21 protein-coding genes and 1 pseudogene are annotated in these 23,039 nt (G+C 32.3%); 13 read left to right on the top strand and 9 right to left on the bottom strand.

Annotated elements, in window-relative coordinates:
* Positions 1-164: 164 nt before the first annotated feature.
* Positions 165-1,346 carry a DUF7018 domain-containing (lipo)protein gene (locus tag ABH960_RS15820; protein ID WP_404446472.1) on the top strand — a complete coding sequence of 394 codons (1,182 nt, stop codon included), beginning with the start codon at positions 165-167 and terminating at the stop codon, positions 1,344-1,346.
* A 274-nt stretch (positions 1,347-1,620) separates the two neighbouring features.
* On the top strand, positions 1,621-1,935 hold the full coding sequence (locus ABH960_RS15825) for a fucose 4-O-acetylase (protein ID WP_113937343.1): 315 nt from the start codon (positions 1,621-1,623) through the stop codon (positions 1,933-1,935).
* A gap of 88 nt (positions 1,936-2,023) precedes the next feature.
* On the opposite strand, the gene ABH960_RS15830 is transcribed toward ABH960_RS15825, so the two are convergent.
* Positions 2,024-2,134, bottom strand: a complete 111-nt coding sequence (locus tag ABH960_RS15830) for a YjcZ family sporulation protein (protein ID WP_000540371.1) — start codon at positions 2,132-2,134, stop codon at positions 2,024-2,026.
* A 247-nt stretch (positions 2,135-2,381) separates the two neighbouring features.
* Between ABH960_RS15830 and ABH960_RS15835 the strand changes: the two genes are divergently transcribed.
* Entirely contained in the window at positions 2,382-2,516 is a 135-nt protein-coding gene (locus tag ABH960_RS15835; protein ID WP_258550636.1) for a hypothetical protein, read from the top strand.
* Between the two features lie 1,144 nt (positions 2,517-3,660).
* Entirely contained in the window at positions 3,661-5,187 is a 1,527-nt protein-coding gene (locus tag ABH960_RS15840) for an FAD-dependent oxidoreductase (RefSeq protein ID WP_404446478.1), read from the top strand.
* A gap of 297 nt (positions 5,188-5,484) precedes the next feature.
* On the opposite strand, the gene ABH960_RS15845 is transcribed toward ABH960_RS15840, so the two are convergent.
* The 3 genes from ABH960_RS15845 to ABH960_RS15855 form a co-directional block, all read right to left on the bottom strand.
* Positions 5,485-5,757 carry an HU family DNA-binding protein gene (locus ABH960_RS15845; protein WP_404446481.1) on the bottom strand — a complete coding sequence of 91 codons (273 nt, stop codon included), beginning with the start codon at positions 5,755-5,757 and terminating at the stop codon, positions 5,485-5,487.
* Between the two features lie 138 nt (positions 5,758-5,895).
* Positions 5,896-6,261 (bottom strand): hypothetical protein, encoded by a 366-nt coding sequence (locus ABH960_RS15850; RefSeq protein WP_404446484.1) that lies wholly within the window; start codon positions 6,259-6,261, stop codon positions 5,896-5,898.
* Between the two features lie 581 nt (positions 6,262-6,842).
* The gene (locus tag ABH960_RS15855; RefSeq protein WP_404446763.1) at positions 6,843-8,261 is read right to left on the bottom strand and encodes a right-handed parallel beta-helix repeat-containing protein; all 1,419 of its coding nucleotides are present in this window, start codon (positions 8,259-8,261) and stop codon (positions 6,843-6,845) included.
* Positions 8,262-9,018: 757 nt separating this feature from the next.
* Here ABH960_RS15855 and ABH960_RS15860 point away from each other — a divergent pair.
* The gene (locus ABH960_RS15860) at positions 9,019-9,651 is read left to right on the top strand and encodes a hypothetical protein (protein WP_404446487.1); all 633 of its coding nucleotides are present in this window, start codon (positions 9,019-9,021) and stop codon (positions 9,649-9,651) included.
* A 431-nt stretch (positions 9,652-10,082) separates the two neighbouring features.
* Here ABH960_RS15860 and ABH960_RS15865 read toward each other — a convergent pair.
* Positions 10,083-10,202, bottom strand: a pseudogene (locus ABH960_RS15865) (recombinase family protein); the annotation flags it as partial.
* 677 nt (positions 10,203-10,879) lie between these two features.
* Positions 10,880-11,440, bottom strand: a complete 561-nt coding sequence (locus ABH960_RS15870; protein WP_098542558.1) for a hypothetical protein — start codon at positions 11,438-11,440, stop codon at positions 10,880-10,882.
* 845 nt (positions 11,441-12,285) lie between these two features.
* Here ABH960_RS15870 and ABH960_RS15875 point away from each other — a divergent pair.
* From ABH960_RS15875 to ABH960_RS15885, 3 genes are read left to right on the top strand one after another with little or no spacing between them, the layout of a single operon-like run.
* Positions 12,286-13,290: a hypothetical protein gene (locus ABH960_RS15875; protein ID WP_404446490.1), complete on the top strand. Its 1,005-nt coding sequence runs from the start codon at positions 12,286-12,288 to the stop codon at positions 13,288-13,290.
* A gap of 38 nt (positions 13,291-13,328) precedes the next feature.
* Positions 13,329-13,664: a hypothetical protein gene (locus ABH960_RS15880; protein ID WP_404446493.1), complete on the top strand. Its 336-nt coding sequence runs from the start codon at positions 13,329-13,331 to the stop codon at positions 13,662-13,664.
* Positions 13,665-13,718: 54 nt separating this feature from the next.
* Positions 13,719-14,183: a hypothetical protein gene (locus tag ABH960_RS15885; RefSeq protein ID WP_404446496.1), complete on the top strand. Its 465-nt coding sequence runs from the start codon at positions 13,719-13,721 to the stop codon at positions 14,181-14,183.
* Here the strand turns inward: ABH960_RS15885 and ABH960_RS15890 are convergent.
* The gene (locus ABH960_RS15890; protein ID WP_404446499.1) at positions 14,161-14,451 is read right to left on the bottom strand and encodes a BRO-N domain-containing protein; all 291 of its coding nucleotides are present in this window, start codon (positions 14,449-14,451) and stop codon (positions 14,161-14,163) included. The genes ABH960_RS15885 and ABH960_RS15890 overlap by 23 nt on opposite strands.
* Before the next feature lie 285 nt (positions 14,452-14,736).
* Here ABH960_RS15890 and ABH960_RS15895 point away from each other — a divergent pair, with 285 nt between their 5' ends.
* Entirely contained in the window at positions 14,737-15,711 is a 975-nt protein-coding gene (locus ABH960_RS15895) for a hypothetical protein (RefSeq protein WP_404446502.1), read from the top strand.
* 123 nt (positions 15,712-15,834) lie between these two features.
* Here ABH960_RS15895 and ABH960_RS15900 read toward each other — a convergent pair whose 3' ends face one another.
* Positions 15,835-15,963: a hypothetical protein gene (locus ABH960_RS15900; RefSeq protein ID WP_404446505.1), complete on the bottom strand. Its 129-nt coding sequence runs from the start codon at positions 15,961-15,963 to the stop codon at positions 15,835-15,837.
* A gap of 722 nt (positions 15,964-16,685) precedes the next feature.
* On the opposite strand from ABH960_RS15900, the gene ABH960_RS15905 reads away from it, so the two are divergent.
* Both ABH960_RS15905 and ABH960_RS15910 read left to right on the top strand, forming a co-directional pair.
* The gene (locus ABH960_RS15905; protein ID WP_404446508.1) at positions 16,686-17,861 is read left to right on the top strand and encodes a hypothetical protein; all 1,176 of its coding nucleotides are present in this window, start codon (positions 16,686-16,688) and stop codon (positions 17,859-17,861) included.
* 307 nt (positions 17,862-18,168) lie between these two features.
* Positions 18,169-19,008: a hypothetical protein gene (locus tag ABH960_RS15910; RefSeq protein ID WP_404446511.1), complete on the top strand. Its 840-nt coding sequence runs from the start codon at positions 18,169-18,171 to the stop codon at positions 19,006-19,008.
* Between the two features lie 362 nt (positions 19,009-19,370).
* On the opposite strand, the gene ABH960_RS15915 is transcribed toward ABH960_RS15910, so the two are convergent.
* On the bottom strand, positions 19,371-20,933 hold the full coding sequence (locus ABH960_RS15915; protein ID WP_404446514.1) for a hypothetical protein: 1,563 nt from the start codon (positions 20,931-20,933) through the stop codon (positions 19,371-19,373).
* 364 nt (positions 20,934-21,297) lie between these two features.
* On the opposite strand from ABH960_RS15915, the gene ABH960_RS15920 reads away from it, so the two are divergent.
* Both ABH960_RS15920 and ABH960_RS15925 read left to right on the top strand, forming a co-directional pair.
* Positions 21,298-21,867 (top strand): zinc-ribbon domain-containing protein, encoded by a 570-nt coding sequence (locus tag ABH960_RS15920; RefSeq protein WP_404446517.1) that lies wholly within the window; start codon positions 21,298-21,300, stop codon positions 21,865-21,867.
* A 460-nt stretch (positions 21,868-22,327) separates the two neighbouring features.
* A complete protein-coding gene (locus ABH960_RS15925) occupies positions 22,328-22,888 on the top strand; it encodes a recombinase family protein (protein WP_404446520.1) in 561 nt (186 codons plus the stop codon).
* Positions 22,889-23,039: the final 151 nt, after the last annotated feature.

Genomic DNA, 23,039 nt, shown 5'->3' on the forward strand with positions numbered 1-23,039 from the left:
GTTTAGGTATATCCTTTTTGTAATTATAAGGAAGAAATTCAAGTTAAGACTGAAACAATAAGTTAGGAAAGCTAAACTGACGCAGCAGACAATGTAAAAACTCATGAAGGCCTGTCTATTGTTGAAGAAAAGAATTACTAAAAGAAAAAGGGGATAAGTTTAAAATGAGTATTAATAAATCATTTAAGGGTATCGCAATAGCAGGGTTAAGTGTTAGTTTCATGCTAGTAGGTTGTACATTAAATACATATGGACTTACACAGTCAGAGTATAGAAAAGTAGATAAGTATTATGATGCAGATAAAATGGTATCTGACCTAAAGAAATTGCACTATAGTGATGAGCACATTGAAAACCAACTAAGAAACGCATTGTCTAGAATTGAGTATGAAAAGGGAAGTAAGGAAGAGGAATCAAGTAGTAAAGAAAGTAAATCAAATGTATTAGACACGGAAGGTGAAAAGAAGGTAAAGGTATCTGAAAATGATTACCCTTATCGTTTGACTGAACTGCACTTAGAATTCCAGTATCATTTGAAAAAACTAGAAAAGAAAACTGATGAATTATTTACAGAAAAGAGTGTCTACATAGGTGAGATAGATTCTTTAATTAGTCACATTAGTTTGGATATAAACCGTTTTGAAAAAATCAAGCCACCTACAAAGTATGAAGACTACCAATTCTTAATACAAGAAGGGGTAGAAGAGATTAGAAAACACCTAATAAAAGTAGAAGATGCAGTTAGACAGTATGATGACCGTAAGTATGATAGTGAATATAATAAGGATAAAGCAAAAGAAATCATACAAACCGGTATGTTTGGGATAGATGATGGTGTTTCTAAATGGGAGACAGTATTTAAGGGGATAAACGAGAAATACCCTGATATAGAGCAAGAGGTAAAGGAAGAGAACCAGAAACATGCGAAAGAGGGTCATCGTGAGGATGATTTAAATGAAAAAGTTAGTGGTTCAGAAGTTGATAAATACAAAGCAGCCATCATAGGAAATACAAATAAGATGGATGAAGTTATCAGACTGATACAAGATATAGGACATTCAGATGTAAAGGATTATGAGTCAAAGAAAAGTGAAATCCAACTGAGTTTGGATATGGCAAAAACACACGTAAGAGACATGAAATACCTTGAGGCACCTAAAGAGTTAGAAGTTGAACAAGAAAAGATAAAACAGGCAATGGATAATTACTGGGATGCTCTGCGATTACTTTCAGAAGCATTAGAAGAACAAAATGATAGTAAGTTGGAACAGGCAAATAATAAAGCAGAACAGGCAATGAAACTATTTAAAAAAGCAACTGAGAGTATTAAAAGTAAAACGAACTAATCATGAGAATGGGTGTATGGCGGTAGCCCTATTGCAAATTAACAAATAAAAAAAGGTAAGATCGGAGCTAGGATCTTATCTTTTCACAAAAAAGAAAAAAACTTAAGGGGTCTTCGGGCGACTTGAATTATTTTATAGTAAAGTATATTAATTAATAAAATAAACTATACAAATAATTTATTATACTTCTGTGTACTCTTGCTGATATAATGTTTAAGGTAATTATTGGCTAATTAGTAATACATATATGTTATATTAGGGGGATACATAAGTAATGTTAGATGCTATTTTTGCAGTTGTAGAAATACTCTTAGGTTTTTTCGCATTTATAATAGCTTTATTTGCTTATCTCTTTTCAACAGGAGAAGAAAAGCGACAAGCAAAAGAGGATTTAAAGGAGCTTTCTAAAACTGCTCTCATCCCATTTGTTGTGTTTGTAATCGTAATATTATTTTTTGTTATTAAGGTGATTGATCATGATAATAAAGTTGAACAAGAACAACAAAGGCTACATGAAGAGAACTACCAACGCTACCATAATGATAGTAATTCTAATCTTGATAAAAATCTGGAACAAGATATTAAATAATATAGGTAAGAACCTCGTCATTTCCATAAGATGGCGAGGTTCTTACGCATAAAGAAAAGACACCCTAAGGTGCTTTTCTAATAGTTTTTTAGCAGAAGCAACTGCATCCAATAATGATTAAAAGTATAAAGAGTACAACGAGTAAAGCAAAGCCTCCAGCAAAACCGCAGCCTTCGCCGCAACTACCACCATATCCCATAATAATAGTTCCTCCTTTAGATAAGAGAAAAAGACTAGGGGTCATTCCATGTGTTTTAATGGGTTCACTTTACCTTATGTTTTTACGTATGAATTGAGCAGGTCCTTTTGAAAATAAGGGAGAGATCATTTAATGTGCTTCCCCGGAATATTGATTACCCATTTTCTAAAAAACAAAAAATTTAATTATATTAATAATAAGATTATTTAATATAATGTATTAATCCTAACAGAAGGGAGGATTAGCCATGCAATTAGTTTGTTTTAAATTAGTAAATGGTCAATACTTTTTAGTTGTAGAAGGTATCGAGATTCCTGCGCCAATTCCAGCGTTTGCTGCAGCTTTATTAATTGGTTTAAGAGTAATCCCGCTTTGTTCTTAATTTAAGGAATTCCAAACGGCACTAACTTTCAATCGATAAACCCTTAAGCATATGAATGCTTAAGGGTTTTCTATTAATAAAAAAAGACGCCATAAGGCGTCCCCACAATTAGGTAGATAAAACTTTAGTTTTCCAATTTAAAGAAATTTTGTATCAGCTCTTTGAAAGTATATCATAATATCTGATTGGCTTATTATGCATTATTACATACTTTTATCAAATCCTCTATTTTCTATTTGATAAAATAGAATTCTAATATTACTAAAAATCAAATAAATATTTCTAAAAACCCAAAATATTTAAAAGGATAACAAAAGTGATACATTTAAGGTGCAAATTATAAAAAATATTAAAGGGGGAAAAAGCAGTATTAAAAAAGCAATTATAAGCGGTGGGCAGTTATACAAGTTATATGAACCTGAATTTTGTTGAAAAAGGATACTCATTTAAGTGTACTTTTTCTGACTTGGACCAACTTAATTTTAATAATATGAATGTTGGATACAGATCTAATATGGGTATATTGAAAGGAATTACCAAGATTGCTTTAGGTATCCTAGCATACAGTATAATCTTATTATTTAAATGAATTGTATTACCTAAGCCAAAGGGTTGAAAAACGTATTTAAAATTGTAATACCTTTGCAGAGATAATAAAGTTATCTAATTAAAGCACCTGTTCGTTAAAGTGAGTTTTTCAACAGATTACTATTTTAGGGTGAACTTTGCAATGTAATGATACGGGGGCATTTGTCAATTGAGTTTTCAGAAGGATTTAAAATCGTATATCTAAAAAAATGTAAACATATATATTTAAGAGAGAATTAAACTTCAAAGTATAACTATAAAATGTGCTGGGTGTACTGACACATTTATTACTGGAAAAACAAACTATTTAAGAACAGTGCTATCAGATACTACAATTGTACTGGTCACGTTAATTATTTCTCACTTGTAATAGCTTATAATAACAGGGGGAATTGTAGTGTTTTGATATGTATCTGTTTCACTATATTAACTATTATTTCATCGGGCTCCTTACTGAAATAATGAAGAATCATTATTTGTTTATTCTGATTTCTGGAAAAGTTTTAATAGATTCATGCTGAACAAATATACTTTTTAGGAAGAGGAGAGATTATTGATGGATAATCAATTACTATATCAACAGCAAAAAAGAGAAAAGGCACTCGTGATTGGAGCTGGTATTGCAGGTTTGCTTACTGCACGCGTGCTTTCCAGTTATTTTGAGACAGTGATAGTTGTTGAAAAAGATGAGTTACCTCAAAAACCATCTGAACGTCCAGGTACACCCCAAGACTTTCATCCTCATCGTGTATTACCACGCGGAGAAATAATTATGAACCGTTTCTTTCCTGGATATGTTGATGATTTATTAAATCTAGGGGCCCATAATGTCAAGAATGATAAAATGATTCGATTTTCTCCTTATGGGGCACTTGAACTAGTTATAGAACGAAAAGGTGCAGCGAGCAGTCGAGCGTTGTTAGAATGGACAATCCGCCAACGTGTACAAGAAATTCCTAATGTACATTTTCATTCAAAGCAAGTGGTGACAGGACTTCTAACTTCGTCTGATCACAAGCGCGTTATTGGGATCAATATTCAAGAACGAGATGAATTAAAAACAAAGCGAACTGTGTTAACTGATTTGGTAATTGACACATGTGGTCGTCAATCTAAACTCAATAAATGGCTTACATCTATGGGATATGATGTTCCGGAACCAGAACGTTTAAAGGTGAATTTTGGATATAGCACGAGATATTATAAAGTACCCCCACATATCAAAGAGAAGTTGAGTGCAATTTCTGAAGGAGATCCTGCTAAAAACATTGGAGCTGTAGGGCTATTATATATTGAAGATAACATAGCTCAAGCGCTACTATTTGTTGCTGGAGGTACGCACTATCCACCAACCAATTCAAAAGAATATGAACAAGAACTGGATTCATTAGTTACACCTATGATGAGGGAGTTAATCAAAGAGTTAGAACCAATTAGTGTCCCGAGAGGATTTAGAGCGCATGAGTCAACTCGTCAACATTTTGAACAAATGGAAAATTGGCCATCTGGATTATTAGTGTTAGGTGATGCTTTTTGTAACTTTGATCCGATTTATGGGCAAGGGATGACCGTAGCCGCCATCGAAGCTGATATGTTAGATACTTGCTTAAAAGAACATGCTACTCATAAACCCGGGTTCGAACGCAAAGTGCTGCAACGTATGCAAAAGGCTATTGAGCCGGCATGGTGGTTGAGTTCAATTGCGGATTTACGTTGGAACGGTGTTGAACATGTAGGAGCCGTTCCACTAAAAGGTGTGAAATTTGCACAGAAATATTTTGATTTATATCTTAAACAAGCTTTGAAGCAAGCAAATGAGGGTAATTCATCCATGCTTCAAAAATATATAATGATGAATGGACTAGTCCATTCACCTCATGAAGTAATTAACTCAGATATGTTAAACATGTTAATCACTGGAGATAAGTCTTCGGAAGAGAATGAACTTTTAGACGAACTTGGAGCAGCAGATAAGAGACCACTGCAAGAAAGAATACATGAACTAATCCCTTCCTTTACATTAGCCTTTGAGAATAGCATTCCAAATCTATTCTCTTCCATTTTAATTTCTAATGCCAAATGAGGAAAAGGTAGTACAAATCAATGAATATTTGTATTTGATATACTCTAATTTTGTATATCTTACAAACTATATCAAAAAAGAAACATAACCTCTTATTTTCTGCAGGTATATGTTTCTTTTTATCATTTTTGCCAAGAAGACTCCTTCCTCAAGGAGCGTGAAGGGTCACAGCCCAGTGAGTAGGTGGGAAAGGAGGTATCATCTAATATATGTTGGATGATACTTTTTTGATTTATGAACAAAAAGGCTATTGAAAGGGTCCTGATATGAATATCAAACCCTTTTCAATATGTATAATTATTTCACTGCCTCTTTTAATTCTTTTCCAGCCTTAAAAGCAGGTGCTTTTGAAGCCGCGATTTGCATTTCTTCACCTGTTTGTGGGTTACGTCCTGTACGTGCAGATCTTTCACGTACTTCAAATGTACCAAAGCCAAGAATCTGTACTTTCTCTCCATCTGCTAACGCATTTGTTATTGTATCTAATAACGCTTGTGTTGCTACAGCAGCATCTTTTTGTGTAAGTTCAGCTTTTTCTGCTACTACTTTTGTTAATTCTGTTTTATTCATTTTCTGCACCTCTTCATATGTAATTAGGTGACTATTATAACGTGTGATTACTCATGATGCAATTATACTGTACATAGGAAAAGCCATAGCAAGAGATAGAGGACAATTTCTGTGAAAAAGGCATAAGAAGGATATTAATTATCGTGCTAAACTTTGTTCATATTTCTTTACATCTTCCATGGTTTTAAATATTAATACATCAAAAACTCCTTTTTCATTCCCACATACAACAACAAAACCATCCGTTGCTTCCAAAACTCTACCGACGCCACCATCTGTAAGTGTAATACTGGTGAGATGTTTTACGTTCAGTTTTTCTTCTTTTCGAATGTAAGTAGTTATGGGTGTTCCTACAGGAAATGTGTCTGTGAGCTCTTTTGTTGTATATGTGCCATCATCTACTGATTGGGTTTTAGTTGTAATAGAATCAGTTTGAGTGGCACATCCTGTTGAACATATTAAAAGAATGCTAGTAATAATACTTACACATGCTGTTTTTACCATTCACAAAATCCTCCTATAACTGTTCTTATTGTCAACCCATTTAGGGTAACAAATTATATATACGAAGTTTGTTGGATTATATGAGTCGTAATTCAACAAAGATACAGTTATTTTGGCAGAATATGTTTCAAACAAAAGAAAAGACACCCTAAGGTGCCTTCCTGCGACTGGAACCATCGTAATATGGTATTGGGTGCCAACCCGAGTATTATTTTGCCAGATTAAGTAATTTGGGTTGTTGAGAAATATAATTCAAATCTATATTTTGTTTACTTTTGCCTTGTTAGCTTTTTTGTTGTGGATTTTCCAATCTGTTCAGATTTACTTTTACTATCATCGGTAATTACTATCTTGATACTTCCTTGAGCCTTTTTATCATTTTAGCCAACAAGACTTCTTCTTCAAGGGGCGTGAACCCTTCATATTAAGAGGAATTAATCGCGGCTTACTAAATATTATAGATCACCTCTTTACTTATAGAATCATCAATACAGAGTCTTTACGACTTTTCATTTTTCTTTCACTTTTATAGGAGAGGGAAGGGGAATGAGCTAAGATAAAGCTGGTTTAGTAGATTTGTTTTATTTTAAAATAAGTTTGAATGAAGGAGACAATTTGCTAAATACACTATGTTGTTCATTTCCTTCTTGCATCATACTTGCTTGATAAGGTGAAAATCCTTTATACGTTTTTCTTTTCCATTGCCATAAGCCATTATTTTGATCGAATTCGCCATAGTATTGATTGTAATCAAGTTTGTTTCCAGTGTTTTTATTAAAATTATTGCTAATAAAAATACGGCTATTACTTGCATAGACTTGGTTATTGGTAATCACAGTATTGCGGGTATCATAATTTAATTCGATTTGGCCACTCTCTTGATTTTTTGTATCATTTTTATAAATTACATTGTTCGTAATCGTGTTATTTTCAGCATATCCTTGTTGGTTGTCATATCCACCAATTGCAATACCACTCATGATATTATTGGATATTGTATTGTCTTTAACGGTAATTTGGCTTGCGCTTTTTCCTGCATGTTCGCTAGCTACTTCAATCCCCAGGTCGTTTTCATAGCTTTGATTTTGCTCAATGATAATTTCTTTTCCGCCATCCACGTAAATACCATCAGCTGAATATTCATTATAACTCGTATTATTGATGGATGAATTGTGATGAACAATGTTATTACGAACGACTCCATTCCGTGCTTGATCTAAAGAAGCTACTGGTGATACTCCTTCATGTCCAATCAGAACAATTCCGATGTTATTGTTATCATGTACTTTGTTATTAGTAACTTCAAAAAAATCTACATTCCCGTTCATAGCAATTGCTTCACTCAGTCCTAACTTCAAATTTGCTACTTCGTTATTATCAATGACAATATGATTTAAATTATTTTGTGCACTAGATGAAGTACCGTATACAGCAATCCCGTGTGCGTTTCCATCCTTAACATTTGCTTCAATGTGATGGATATAATTATTTCTAATCTCGATATGACTTCCTGTTCCAGTAATATAAATACCAATAGGTGTTTCATTAACTTTTGTTGATTTTAAATTGCGAAACTCTAATCCTTTTATCTGGATATAATTTTTGTCCTCTATTGTAAATAACCCATCATCCTCTAACTTGACTGTGGAACCATCAAGAATTACTTTTTCATCCTGGTAATTTTGAAAAGTAATAGGTGCTCCCGAGACTCCAGAATGAGTGACACGAACCTTTTGGTTATAAATCCCGCCTCTTATGTAGATTGCACTTCCTTCTTTAGCAACGTTAGCAGCTTTTTGAATGGTAGCGAAAGGTCGATCTAATGTGCCGGGATTGAGGTCGTTACCTGTTGGAGATACATAGTAATTTGTAACAGAATTTACATTGTTATTGGATTGTGCAAAGGCTGGTACTGGAAGTGTGAAAATTAACATACTGAGTGAAAACATGATGATAAAAAGAGATTTTTTTAATGAGGGGAATATTTCCTGATAGTTCATCATTTTCTTCCTCCTTTTTATTAGCATTCCTTCTCAACTATATAATTCAAACTGACGATTTATATCTTGTACTAATAAAAAAAGACCCAGTAATGTATTTTGGATCAAGAAACGCCAACTCCCATGGTATACTCAATTTGTAGAAGTCTTTAGTGAATCAAGAATGACATTACATGGTGAGTCTCAATATAAAGGAATTGAAAAGACATCTCTTAAATAAGCTACCCTTGAATCATTAAGATTTTCTTAGTCATTGATTTATTTTGTACAAAGAGTATTTGTATTTTTTTATAGAAAAAAACTGCCTCCCAATCGTTAGACATGTCTAACAGTTGGGAGGCAGTTTTTTGTGCTCACTATAGTAGAGCATAAAAAATTTAATCGCCATTCTTTTAATTTGTATAATTACGGAGGTGAAACAGAAAAGAACTCCGCTGAATTTTATCTTTATTGGTTTTTTATTATAAATCATTAAGTAAGCAAAACGCAATAATTTTACTTAATTTAACAACCATTAAATCATAACATAAAGAATAAGGATATACAAATAAATTAATATCTATTTTTTATTTTATAGTATTCCTTCTCAACCACATAGTCAAAATTTACGATTTATGACGTGTATCAATAAAAACAGTTAATATGTAAGAGGAGATACCCAGCGTATACTATTTAGTATGTAATATTAATAAAATATTGATATTATAAATATAATATATTAATATATATAATTATTAATTGTATAAGAGGTGCATCTATGGAAAGAGAAATATGTTTCAATAATATTTGTGAGGGGAAACCTTTAGTAGGAAAATTGTATAATGTTAGGAAAGAATACTATAGATTAAGTAGTCCATATTTTGATCTAGATCAACTTCCAAACTTCTTAAATATTATCTTAAGTATAGTATTTATATTTATAGCTTTTATTCCCTTTGCATTAGTTTTTAGTATAATTCCAGAGTATTTTGCAATAATACGATTTATATTTGTATGGATTAGTTTTGGTGGTTCAATATATTTAGGGGCAAGATTGTATACCGAGGTAATTTATAGATTAAATAGGATACAAATAAAGAAAAGAGTTGAAAAAAATAATCATACATTAACGAATCTAATACTAGCTGAGAAACAATTAGTAGAACAGTTAGATATATTAAAGATACCTGTAGATTATCGTTATCCATATGCAATTAGTAGGTTTGAGAATTATCTTTCTAATTATAGAGCAGATAACTATAAAGATTGCGTGAATATATTTGAGCAAGAAAGACATAATGAAAGAAGAATAGATGAATTAAGAACGATTCAGGAATTACAAAGAGATACTAATCATAAAATAGATGAAGGAAATACTATTGGTTTAATAAACCTTATAAAAAATAGATAATATGTAATTGTAAATCTCTCAAAGTAGATAAAAATATTATTTGGTAGTTGTATAGAAAAATAGTGAAAAGGCGTATCTAATAAATAAGATACGCCTTTTTCATGTTAATAATTATAATTATTTATTGAGCACGTTTTATGTATTTCATGTTTTAAAAGGAACATAGTTAAAACACATTAAAGTGTTGTGACTGTGCAGGGATATTAAAGTCAATTAAAAAATAATATAATTATTTAAAAATTCTTCATCCAATAACGGATTAGATTAGTTCAATAAGGAATTAAAATAAGAACTTGTAGATACTGAAGAAATAGAAGAAACGAATGATTTTAAATACAAAGTAGGCTCTGTTATACAGAGGTAAAGAGATTACAATTCATTTTTGATGAACTAGGAAAAGTTTGATTTGTATAAAGCTGAGTAGAGGATTATAAAGTGTGTGCGGTTGACTTTTGGATAGTGCTTTTAATGACTTCATTTGTGTTATTACCGTTATAAATTACTATTATAAATAGTTCTTTCAAGAATTCTAAATTTATTTTTTGTTCTTCGTTCGGAGTATTACTGGAAACACGAACATAGTCTAATTTTTGTATTTAAAAAATAACAATCTCTTTCAAAGTAGGAATCTTAATATTATTCAATCTAGTTAACTTGAACTATAACAAAAATATACTAAAAGGTACCTTTGGATTTTGAAGTGTTCCAATAGTATTTTTTATACTGTTTGATGTGTGTTCTTCAATAATTTTTCTTATTTCTAAAAGGAGTACCTTTTGAAGTATCAAGGTATGAAATGATTTAAGGTTTGGAGGATAATTTAATATTAGAATTCATTAGAGTCATGTTTAGTTTAACTTCAGATAAATGTATTTTAGAATTAATTATGAGAACCTTTTATAAAGAAATAGCGTCTGTTACAAATATGGAGAAATATAGAAAATCATCGAAAGTGATTGCGCTTTGGGTTAACATAGTATTAAGGTAACTTTCCTAAGTAAGTATTTAAGGGGTGATTAATTTGAATTTCACATATAAGAGACCGTTAATTTTTATAGTCCTACTGTATATTGTATTGATAGCTTTTAACTATGCAAATCATAATCATTTCAATTGGTTTGAAAACCTTATAAAAACACTATTTATAGTAGCGTTTTTTGAAATTATGATGTGGTTATTTTCTTCAAAAAAAACAACCTCTAGAAAATAAGAGGTTGTTTTTTATTAATCACCATGTTTTTCCTGTCCAGCCTTCTTCTTCATAAATGCATGTACCTAGATACCAAGCAAGCTGACCAGCTAAACCAATTAAATTACCTTTGACGCCTAATCTAATCATTTTTCTAGCTGCTAATTCATATTCTTTGTTAGTAATATTAGCAATAATAGAACCTATAAAGCCTACTGATAGAAATTCTTTATAATTTGCTATAAGTTTTCTTTCTATACAGTTATCTACAGCTTCCGTTTCTTGTTTGAATGGATCTTCATAGCCAGGCGGTGTATTTACACGTTTGATTTCTTGTCTCAATTGTTCTAATTCTTCAGTTTTACCATATTTGTTTTCTATCATATCAATATCAATATCTACTACTCTTCCATGTTTATCTTTAACTGCAGCTTCTTCAACAACAAATTTTAATTGTGCAGCTACTTCTTGTACTAATTTTTCTTCTTCACTATTAATCTCTTGCGCTTTGGAGATTCCAGCGAAAGAAGTTGTAAACAAAGCGAGTACGAGCGCCATTGATACAATATTTCTTAATATAGTCTTCATTTTTAATCCCATCCCTTTTTTCCTTATTTATGCTTTTTTACCGGTATTTTCTAGCACAGCTCTATCTTAATACATAAAGCTATAAAAATATATACCCTTCAGAAAGCGGAAAAATAATGAAATCCAATGATTATTACCTTTAAAACCGCGGTTTCAAGATACTTACAATTTAATTATTTGAATATTCTGTGTTTTATTTATCAATTAAATTGTGAATATAGAAATAATGTTAGGTAGTGAGTAATTAATAATGAATTGATAGATTAATAAAAAATCCATTATTACCCTTTTAAGAATTAAAAATCTCTAATGTTAAAATAGGGTTATCTTACAAAAAAACGTAATTTTGTAGTAGGCGAATTTTTTTGTATTGGGAATTACTACACATGAGATATAAAAACAACACTGTGTCTGAAAACCTTTTAGTGGGGAAGTGGATATACATAGATGAAATATAGATAGCAAGAAAGAGCTGAGATTTATGAAAAAAAGAAAATTGTAAGAAAATAAAATGATGGAGATATTGCATGATATTTCATCATTATCTTCCTCCTTTTTATTAGCATTCCTTCTCAACTATATAATTCAAACTGACGATTTATATCTTGTATTAATAAAATAGAAATCGAAATGTATTGTGGGGGAAGGGACATCAACTACTGTGGTCTCCGTTTGTCATCTGAAACCGAACTGTAAATAATTCATGGGTTATTAACAAAAAATCAATTTAATATATTTCATAAGAGTAGCATAAACAAATGATACAATAATAGGATAAGAGAGAAATTCATTTGTGATTATTTTTATGGTAAAGGCAATATGATACTCAGTTTAGTTAGAATGGAGTCGAAATTTTTATGGCACAAAAATTTGCTGTTTTTTCAAATACAATAGGGGAATATGAAATCTTTGTAAAATCCCAAACAATTTATTGGCCTAGATCACTTACTAAACTTACAAAGTCTCAAAGCGATAGCGGAAATGTAAAAGAAGAAGTGGTTGGGGATAGGGTTTACCTGGTAACAGGAGCTTCTATTCGTGATTATATATTCGAAGATTTAAAGGGAAAAGTTATATCTTCGCCGATGATTACACATATGGGAGTTGTTAGAGAAATTATAGAAAATCCGATTATTTGTTACAGGTATAAACATAGCAATAAAAACAGAAAAAGGGACACTGTTATGTTACCGTTTCAAATGTTTGAAATACTTAAGGGATTTAAGAGATATCTAGATGAGGATTTTACAAGTGAGAACTTGGCTGAGATAGACCGTATTTTAAAAGTTGGAGTAATTATTGAAGAATTAAAGATGGAAGGTAAAATAACGTTTGAGCGTGCCTATGAAATAGGAAATGTTTATTATATTGGTGATAAAAAAGGCAATTTGTTTATTTTAGATGAAGATTTCACACCTGTTTCACGACAAAGTGCAAATGTTGAGAGAGCGAAAAAAGTACAGATGATGCCGGATAAGAATTCCTTAAAAGCCATTCGGGAGGCATGTAATGAAGCTGGATTAAAAGGTGAAGAAGTGATTCAACACTTAGGTACATGGCAAGGGGAACAGTACATGAAGATTGATATTACCGATAGTTTGTTTTTACCCGTTGATAATGATAAAGGGCTTTCACAAGGGATTTCAACGAGATTGTTGACAGAGGGAGCTGGTGAACGATTAGTATCTCAATTGTACAATACGGTAACTAAACAGCAAGAAACAAATCCTTCACAAAAGGGGAGTAATGACGTGGGATTTGCAAAGAATCAAATTTTGTATGGACCACCTGGAACAGGTAAAATGTATAATACGGTTTTATACGCAGTTGCCATTTGTGATGAAAAAGTATTGAGTCATTAAAGGAAATGCCTTATAAAGAAGTACTAGATCGTTATGAAATGTTAAAAAGAGAAGGAAGAGTTGCTTTTACAACATTTCATCAATCCTACGGATATGAAGAATTTATTGAAGGAATAAAACCGGTAATTAATCAACAAGATGAAGATTCCATATCAGATTTAAAATATGAATATACTTCTGGGGTATTTAAAAAGTTTTGTGAAGAGGCTAAAAAGGTTAGAGTAAAAGCACCTACCTTAAAGATACGAAAGCACCCTGTCGTGTGGAATGTCCTTCTTGAAGGGACGGGGCAAACTAAACTCAAAGAAGAATGTTTTAAGAATGGTTATATCAAGATTGGGTGGGCTAAGCAAGATCCATTTATAAATGAATAAAATGATAGTGTAAACGGTACAGTAAGAAGGATTTTGTTAAATTTCCAAGAGGAAATGCAAGAACAAGATCTTGTCTTTATTCAAAGAAGTAATACAACTATTGATGCAATAGGAATTATAGATGGGTCTTATGAATTTGATGAGTCTGATAAAAGATATCCAAGGAAAAGAAAAGTGAAGTGGATTGCTACTAATATTAATGAAGAAGTATACGCCCTAAACAAGAATACAAAATTGGATAGGAAAACTGTATATCCATTAAGAAAGATGGATATTGAAGGGGTAATTAACTTAATTGAAAAGTATATTAGTACTAAAGAAATCAATGTAGAAAAAAATATTGATCCATACGTCTTTATAATCGATGAAATTAACAGAGGGAACATTTCAAAAATATTTGGAGAGTTAATTACACTGATCGAACCAACAAAGAGAATTGGAGCAGCAGAACAGACTACTGCACTTTTACCGTACACAGGGGAGGAGTTTGTCATCATTAATTCATCCACTGTTGTTTAATACATCTTCTGTTATGAACCACATTTATCAGTTTTAACCTCAAGTGCTTATTAAGCACTTCACGATTTTGACCTGAACGGAATATTGTTCCGTTCAGCTTTTCATCATCGTCTACATTGGAAATTATTTTATTTACGCTACTTGGATCATAACCAATCCATTCAGTAACATCTTTCGCCAAGAATAATGGATTATCTGCATCTCCATAAATCTTAAATCCTTTACCTAATACTTCTTGGTCGTGAATCACTTGTAATTCGTTTGTCATCATTTATTCATCCATTTTTGTTTAATGTTATTTGCAATACTTTTGTTTTAATAGCTACATAACTTTTTAGAATAATTGTGAGAAATATACAGATAATAAGAACAAGCAGTGATTGTTAATGGATTGAAAAATTGTAAAAGAGAACAAAAAAGGAGTCTCATCTTTATTAGGAGCATTGGAGTGTGATAAGAAAGAGGAATAGATTAATGAAAATTATGAAAGATAACAATTTAGGAGATCAAAACAATGCTGGTCTACTCTACTGGTAATTAAATGGAGGTATATATGGCTAAAAAAAACCATGAAGATTTTGTTCAGCAAGTACTTGATTTAACTGAAAATGAATACATAGTAATTGAACATTATATTGGTGCTACGACAAAAATTAGATTTTTACATAATGATGAAACCTGTTCACAGGGCTTCACTGAAGGATTTCTAATGACTCCAGCTCATTTTCTAAGTGGTCAAAGATGTCCAAAATGCAGATATAAACGTAGTCACAAAAAAACAACCAAAACTCATGAACAATTTATAATAGAGGTATTCAAGTTAGTTGGTAACGAATATACAATTTTAAGCAGATATAACGGAACAGACGAAAAGGTAGAAATAAGACATAATAATGAATCCTGTGATAATTTTGAATATGCCGTTACACCGCATAAGTTTTTACTTAATAGGCGCTGTCCGAAGTGTTCATATAAAAAGAGAGCTGATGATAAAAGAAAAACCATTGAAAAATTTAAAGAAGAAGTTTTAACCTTAACATTTGGAGAATATAGGGTATTAAGTGATAATTATTCAAACAATCATACTAAAATTAAGATCCAACATATTAACGACTCGTGCGATAATCATACATGGTATATCAAGCCAAATAATTTTCTCCATGGACAGAGATGTCCTTTGTGTAAGGAAAGCAAAGGTGCTAGACGAATACGATTATTTTTAAAGTCATATAAAATATCGTTTGAAAGGGAGTATAAATTTGAAGATTTGCTAGGTGTCAAAGGCTCGGAGCTAAGGTTTGATTTTGCTATATTTAACGAAAAAAGATGTCTTAAACTTCTAATTGAGTATGATGGAGAATTTCATGATAAACAGGTACACGAAGAACACGATCTAATAACTCAACAGTATCATGATATGCTTAAGAATGAATATACTAAGAAGAATAATATAAACCTAGTTAGAATCAATTATCGTGAGCAAAATGATATAGAAAACATTCTAAAAAATGTTCTAAAGATAACATAGGGAGGATACTGTATTTGTCCTAGACATCTTTGGTTATTTAGGAAAGCAGAAATAAACTTCTACCAGTAAAGGGATAGTTATTTGCTGTCGTAAAACAGTTTTCAATTTTGTAGGGCTAGTACATTATTCCGCACCAACACGGTGTGAAAATATCCCGATGCGAGACGGGAATTTTGGTGTTTTTAGGCTAATTAAACCACCGATTCCGAGTAGATATAATACTAACCTCGATACGATTCTTTTTGATTCCAATATTACATCTCTGCTAATGGAATGTTAGGAGGTGGAACAGGGGGATTATATTGAGTGTTTAAAGAATGGAAATAGGATGTTCATCATCCAATAGATATAATTTAAGTTAGTCTATTGTATTGCGAAATAGATAGTGATATAATGTTAGAGTTAAAAATTGAGCGAATAAATAAACTTTGTTAGGAGTGAACTTACATGCAACCGCCTCTTTAGGAGGCACACTATATATTTCTGTAATCCTTTGAAGCAATAAATAGGATAGGGCTATTCTTGCCTACATATCACAGGGATAAGTGTGTTTTCTAACGAGGAGGGACTGCGTGTAGTTCGCTCCTTTTTTGCGTTGTTTTAAGAAGCGGTCAAAATGAATTTGATAGAATAAAGGGCGTTCGCTTCGCTTACTGCTACGCCTCCCTAAGGTCGTTGTTTGGGACGCTCCCTGCGGTCACTTCGCAACCTAAAGGTGACGACCCTATCAAGTTCACCCCTATAAATGAAGTATTAAATCCCGAAAGCCTAGTAATAACAATGGCTTTAATAACGTTATAAAAAGCGCGCATCTTTTGACATAATATTATATCTGTAAGTATTAATAGTATTGCGACAAAACTTGCACACTATTTTAAACAGTCTACTTATCTGTAAGCGACCTAAACTTATATGAAAGGAAGTGAGTGAAATGGCTGTCATTTGCAGTCTCTAATTGAAAGTAGGTAATAATATTGGATCAAAACATCACATTAACAACAGAAGAATTTGTAATGAAATTTGGTACTGAGGTACAGAAGGCTAAGTTCAAAAGCGATGGTAAATTAGGTTCTAGAACTAAACAGTCTGTTGTTAACACAGCTGAACAGGAATATGTAGTAGATATTGTTAAACAAGGTAGGAGTAACATATACGTATGTACAAAGCGTGATGAAAAGGTTATGAAGAAAGACGGTCGTGTAAGAAGCGGTAGAGAACAAGTTGAACATAGAATCCCAATGGACATAATTGTAGCCACTCACTTAGAATACGATATGACGAAACAAGCCAGTATGAGTTTAGGTAAATGGGCAGTTGAATTCGGACTAATCTCAGAACTTGAATCTGACTTAATACATTCTAGACACAGAAGTACTCTACGTCAAAATCATATTGATTTGACTATTGAGAATGGTCTTCTTAAAGAAGACCAAACGAAACTATTAGATGAGTTTACACTTCGCTGCCTTGAGATATATAGACAATTGGCTAAGACCTTAGAGCGTATGAACAAATGCGGTATCATCTTATTCTATGAAAACTGGATTGGATATAGTCATGATGGAAAGGTCAGTATAAATCCCGAAATAATGAAGAGAATTCAAAAGACTAGACGGGATCTGATGAAGAAACATGATGTTGTTGAATTCAATCTACTTGCACATCGTAATGCTAAAAAGGTTATAAACTTTCAGCTCGAATGGAAAGAAGCATTAGCAGAAGTAAAAGATGAGCTTGGCAATGTCCTAGGCATTAAGTATTACTGGAAAGAATACGAAGTGATATTAAAGGCTACAAGTAAAGCAGTGCATCGATATCTTGAAAAGTATTGTGCCGAAGCATTAGAAGCCTATATGAATAATAAAGATCTATTCATAGATCAAAATGAAGCGAACTATGTGCTTAAACGTAAAGCTAATTTCATGAAGAAGGCAGAGAAACGCCACAAGCAGAAGCTAAAGGAATACAAGGAAATGAAGGTTGGATTTGCAACAGCAGAAGATGAAGAACTAATTAGATATTTTTACACACAGCAAGAACTCGAGGATATCATTGCAGGATATGAACCAGGGGTTAAGAGGTTGCACTTGAAGAATCTTTATATAGAGCGTATGGAGCAGCTATTTGATTTGTATAAGTTAAAAGCCTAAAGCAACACTTTGAAGGAGTCTCTTAATTGAGGCTCTCTTTTTTGTATATTGGCTCAGACAATTGAGCAACGGGTCAGAACTTATAACTTCGACTTACACAAACTAATAAAACCCGTCTTTTATTGTTTGTTAAACTATATTGATTGTGAAGGAATTTACTTAAAGAGGCAGATTAGTTTGAGAGGAACATGTCTGTTATTGATTAAACTGCCACTATCTTTTATGAAATGCTTTTATTTTATCAGAAGGAAATACAGTTCTTCACCAATCCTTCAATCGCCCATAAACTGAAACTAGGGTGATAAAAATGCTAAAACGTAATCAACAGGACATAACTTCTTATCATCAAAAGTATTTTCGTCCATCTTGCTTGAAAGCTTTAAATTTAAGATTTAGCAATTGGGAATTTTTCGCTCCTTATTATGATAAATCTCAAACAGAAATCCAAGTACCTACAGAATTGACAAAAACCCCCGAAGATACCCTTCTTAACTATTTTAGTATTTTGCGTGAAGCTGAAAATATGGGCGGAAGGAGTTGCGGTTCTATTGGTCAGGCACGTATACCATTTCCTATTGCATATAATTTTTTGTCTAAAGAGTATCAAAATAAATTAAGCTATGAAGAATACTTTAATTCGTTTGCTGGGATAGGGCATGCGAGTTTGCTAAAGCTTTGTCGAGTGCCAGATGGAAGACGGGGAATAAGATTTTTTTATGAAATTGAAACGATTGAGGGATTCGAAGGCAAGAACGCTGAGTATTTCGGCTATTCTTACGGATTTATCCAACTTGAATACGAAAAAGAAGGTTTTCGTATTTCTGATTTGAGTAAAATTGAAGAAGATTTTTTATGCGCACCATATCATGGTTGGGACCATGAGGGGGAAGCGGTTGTAAAAGTGAAATATGGAAATTGGTGCAAATTGATTCAGCATATGTTCCCAACTATGAAAAATGGATACGTTAAAAATATTTACTTTCATGGTAATGATGGAGCGGATTATTGTATTATTTTTGCTACATTAACAAATGGAACTGACGTAGAAATTGCTCAATTTCGTAAAGTAGGAAATGGAGAGTGGAAACAGGTTAACATGAAGCCCGAAAAAGAGTGTTTAGATGAAAAAGCAGATGATAATTTATAACGGGGCAACTTTTGGACAGTTAAATAGTTAATTGACGTACAAATACATTTTTTAACTTTTTCTCAATTAACGGGTGCATTTCTACTATTTGAAAATGTACAGGAAAGAGATGACTCAGGTTTGAGTTATTCCTTTTTTCTTATATTGGGCGGATATTGGCATAGGGGCGAGTTCAAGATATAGCTGCACAACGATTAATAAATCTGTCATTTTATGAAGACTAAACTATCCCTATTATTTAATACAGCAGGTTATATTAATTGTGAATGAATACACTTAAACAAATGGATACAAAGGTTCAACAACAAATAAAAAAGAACTTGGAAACTCTCCAAGTTCCTAAACTAAGTGATACTTTCATATCAATTTTCAATCTGATAGTCTAGTTCTCCCGTTAACATATCGGGCAAGTTTTTTGATGTTATTTCGTAAGAAAACTTAAAGGTTTCCGAAGCCTTTAATAAAATATAGGATGGGAATGAGATATTTTCCTTTGGATTCAACTCTCTGTAATAGTATTCAAACACGTGATATTCATCTTCATTATATATTTCAACATTAAACAAACTGTTAATATAATCGCTGTAATCTTCATTCAAACTCTCAACTTTTTCACTATAACTTTGAGAAAGAGAAAGTATTGGTGGTGAAGGGAGAGGACTATATTCAAAGTTCTCTTGAACTTTACTGTCTTTATTGTGTCTAAGTATATAGTTTAAAATCCCATCAGTAAATTCTTCAATAACTAGAGGAGACGGTACTTTAAGGTCCTGAGGTTCTAGAATTTCAACCTCCTTAGGGAATTTTAACTTTACAGTAATTGACTCGTTAAATTCTTGTCCTGTATTCCTTAAAACTAAAGGGATAACAAAATACGAACCTATATAGTTAAACATTTCTAAATATCCTTCTAAAGCTTTCAATCCCCTTAAAAAATCTTGGATTTTTTCACCTTTCTCTTTCTCTGTTTCAGTCCCCTCTATACTCTTATTGTTAAAATATGGACTAGAAAAACTTAACCGTGACTCCATTAATCCACCAACGTTAAAAAAACTATCCTCTAGTTGTATGTTTAGCAGATTACTTGTCTTTTGAATCACATCCGCTCGTTTCTTAGGTGACAATTCTTTAGAGGTTAAAAGGCTACCTCCAAAAGCTGAAAGATTAATGCTGTGGGTTTCATCCTCACCATCGGATTTTCCCTTATTTATTTCACTAAATGCTTTTAACTTAATTTCTGATATATCTTTAATTAGTTCCTTTAGCTTTCCCTGTTTCTCATGTATAAATTTAGAGTTTGCCAAATCATCTCTCCTAAAAGCTTTAAAACGACTTGAAAAATCACAGTATTTAGGTAAGTAGTATTGAACTAATAATTCATTCTCATTTTTGCTATTGATTATTTCTTTTTTTTTTGTTTTTTGACTCTGTGCAAAGGAAGTTAAGTGGTTGTATAACTTCTCTTCAAATTCCTCTAAAGATGAGTAGCTATCATATAAACCTTTTTGTTGACATTCTTCTTTAAAAACCTTTAATTTCTGATATTGGTCAAAATCGATACTATCAGGGACTACAGGTGCAGATGAAAAGTACAACATAACCTTCTTATCCTTCTTCATAAACTCTTGAATTTCTTCAACTGTACCAGATTCAGCAACTCCAGTATGAGAACCGAGCTTAGTCCAAAACGTTCCAACTAAAATATCTGAATTATCTACTATTTGTTTATTTATAATCGCTTGCGGTCTGTCCCCCATTTCTGGAACGGTATGAGTCTCCCATTTTATAGGTAGAAAAACTACTTCGTAATAAGCAGAGTTTAATGTGTTCCACTTGTTTAGAATCTCAGGGACTTTCTTTCTTTGTTCTGAAACATCAGAGGGGGATGCGATTAATACTTGATATGCTGTAGCCAAAAAAGACATGTTCAAACCCACCTTATATTTATCTCTATTAGTAAATATCCCAATTGTTATAATATAAGATTAACTTAAATTGTTAAATTTATCTAGCCATACTTTCATTATGGACGCTGGAATTTCTGGCATTCGGTAGCCATCGACCTCATCCTTATCTTTATCTTACTGATGCATTATAAATGGATATGTAAAGCGGAAGAGAAGCTTATCAGAAATAAAGCGTTGGCAATAAAGCACACCCAGACGCTCAGAATGGCTTGTGATGGCGTTCAAAGAGTCTCCTATAATGAAATTCCGATTTCATTCGTTTGTTTTTATTTAGAATTTTTTTATATGATAAGTATAAAAATGAGTGGGGCATATTTAACCTATGATTACTATAAAAGAGATTCAAGCTATTGCAATTGAACGAGGAGGAAAATGTTTATCTAAATCGTTTGATGGCTGGAAATATAAACTTAAATGGGAATGTGAACTGGGACACACTTGGGAAGCTACTTTAAGTAATGTTAAGTATGGTAAATGGTGTCCTATATGTGGGAGAAAAAGTAGAGGATTGAAACGAGGAGATACACTTGAAAATATGCAAGCTTTAGCAGTGAAAAATGGTGGGGAGTGTATTTCTAAGAGTTATCAGGGCAATAACAATTATTTAGAGTGGAAATGCCAAGAGAATCATATCTGGCAGGCTACTCCTAATACTATTAAAGCGGGTAAATGGTGTCCAATTTGTGGTAGAGAAAAAGCGGGTAAAAAAAGAAGGAAAACAATAGAAGATATGCAAAAATTAGCTGAACTAAAAGGAGGAAAATGTCTTTCTAAGATCTATTCTAATATGAATACTCGCTTAGAATGGGAATGCCAAGAAGGACATATATGGGAAGCAAAACCTAATAATATTCAGCAAGGGAAATGGTGTCCAAAGTGTAGAGGAAAGTAAAATAAACATACTAATGTTAGTATGTTTCAGATTGGGGATATGGGGTATATTTCAAAATTTTTACGGGGATATAAGCGAGGGATAAACCCATAGTAGGTTCATCCACATACACTCAATAGGGAATATTTCGACACGACTCAAATAAATGCTAAGTTTTTGATAGGTAAAGTGTTAAATCAGATAGTAATAAACTGATGTTGTTCGATGCTGATAACCGATAACATAGGTGTATCCAATCGGGTGTTATATCAAAGGAACGATATTCCTCTAAAATATTATTGTCATTAAGTTATATGTAAATCTAGATCGTGCCTTAAGTTTGCAGCCGATAAGCATCATTTTATTGTAAATCTGAAGTTGATATTATGATTTATTTACAAAATGCAAATAAAGTTATTGAATCTAAATTTACAATATGCTACCTTTGATTCATTAGTAAAGTACAGAAGGAACGATGAACATGAACATAGCATATATCAGAGTATCAACAGTTGAACAGAACGAAGCAAGACAAGTTGAAGCTATGAAACAATATAAAATAGATAAGGTGTATCAAGAAAAAGCCTCAGCCAAAAATACAGATAGACCAAAGTTACAAGAGATGCTAGATTTTGTAAGAGAAGGGGATACGATCTTTGTTGCAGACTTCTCAAGATTAGCACGTTCTACTAAAGACTTATTACAACTAGTCGAACTATTAGCATCAAAAGGAGTTCAATTAGTATCAATTAAGGAGAATATTGACACTTCAACAGCAACTGGCAGACTAATGTTAAAGATGATTAGTGCTATTAACGATTTTGAACGTGAAAACATGCTTGAGAGACAGCGTGAAGGCATTGCGATAGCAAAAGCAGAAGGAAAGTACAAAGGAAGAAAAGAAGTATCTATCTCAGACTTTGAAACACACTATCAAAGATATATGAATCGAGAAGTGTCTAAGTCTCAGCTTGCTAAAGAACTAGGGATATCAAGACCAACACTAGACAAGTTAATCAAAGAGCATCAGATAGAAAGCTAAGAGACTCTTAAAGGGGTCTCTTTTTATTTACATTTGAATGGGGGGGGATTTCCCACTTCTAATGCCTATCCAATCCTAAGGTAGGAGGTGAGTAGGTAAAAATCCACCTCACGAAAAAAATAGCTTCTACGAAACGATGGTTATTAATAGA

The organism is Bacillus sp. RC252, assembly GCF_044909215.1.
GTDB lineage: Bacteria > Bacillota > Bacilli > Bacillales > Bacillaceae_G > Bacillus_A > Bacillus_A mycoides.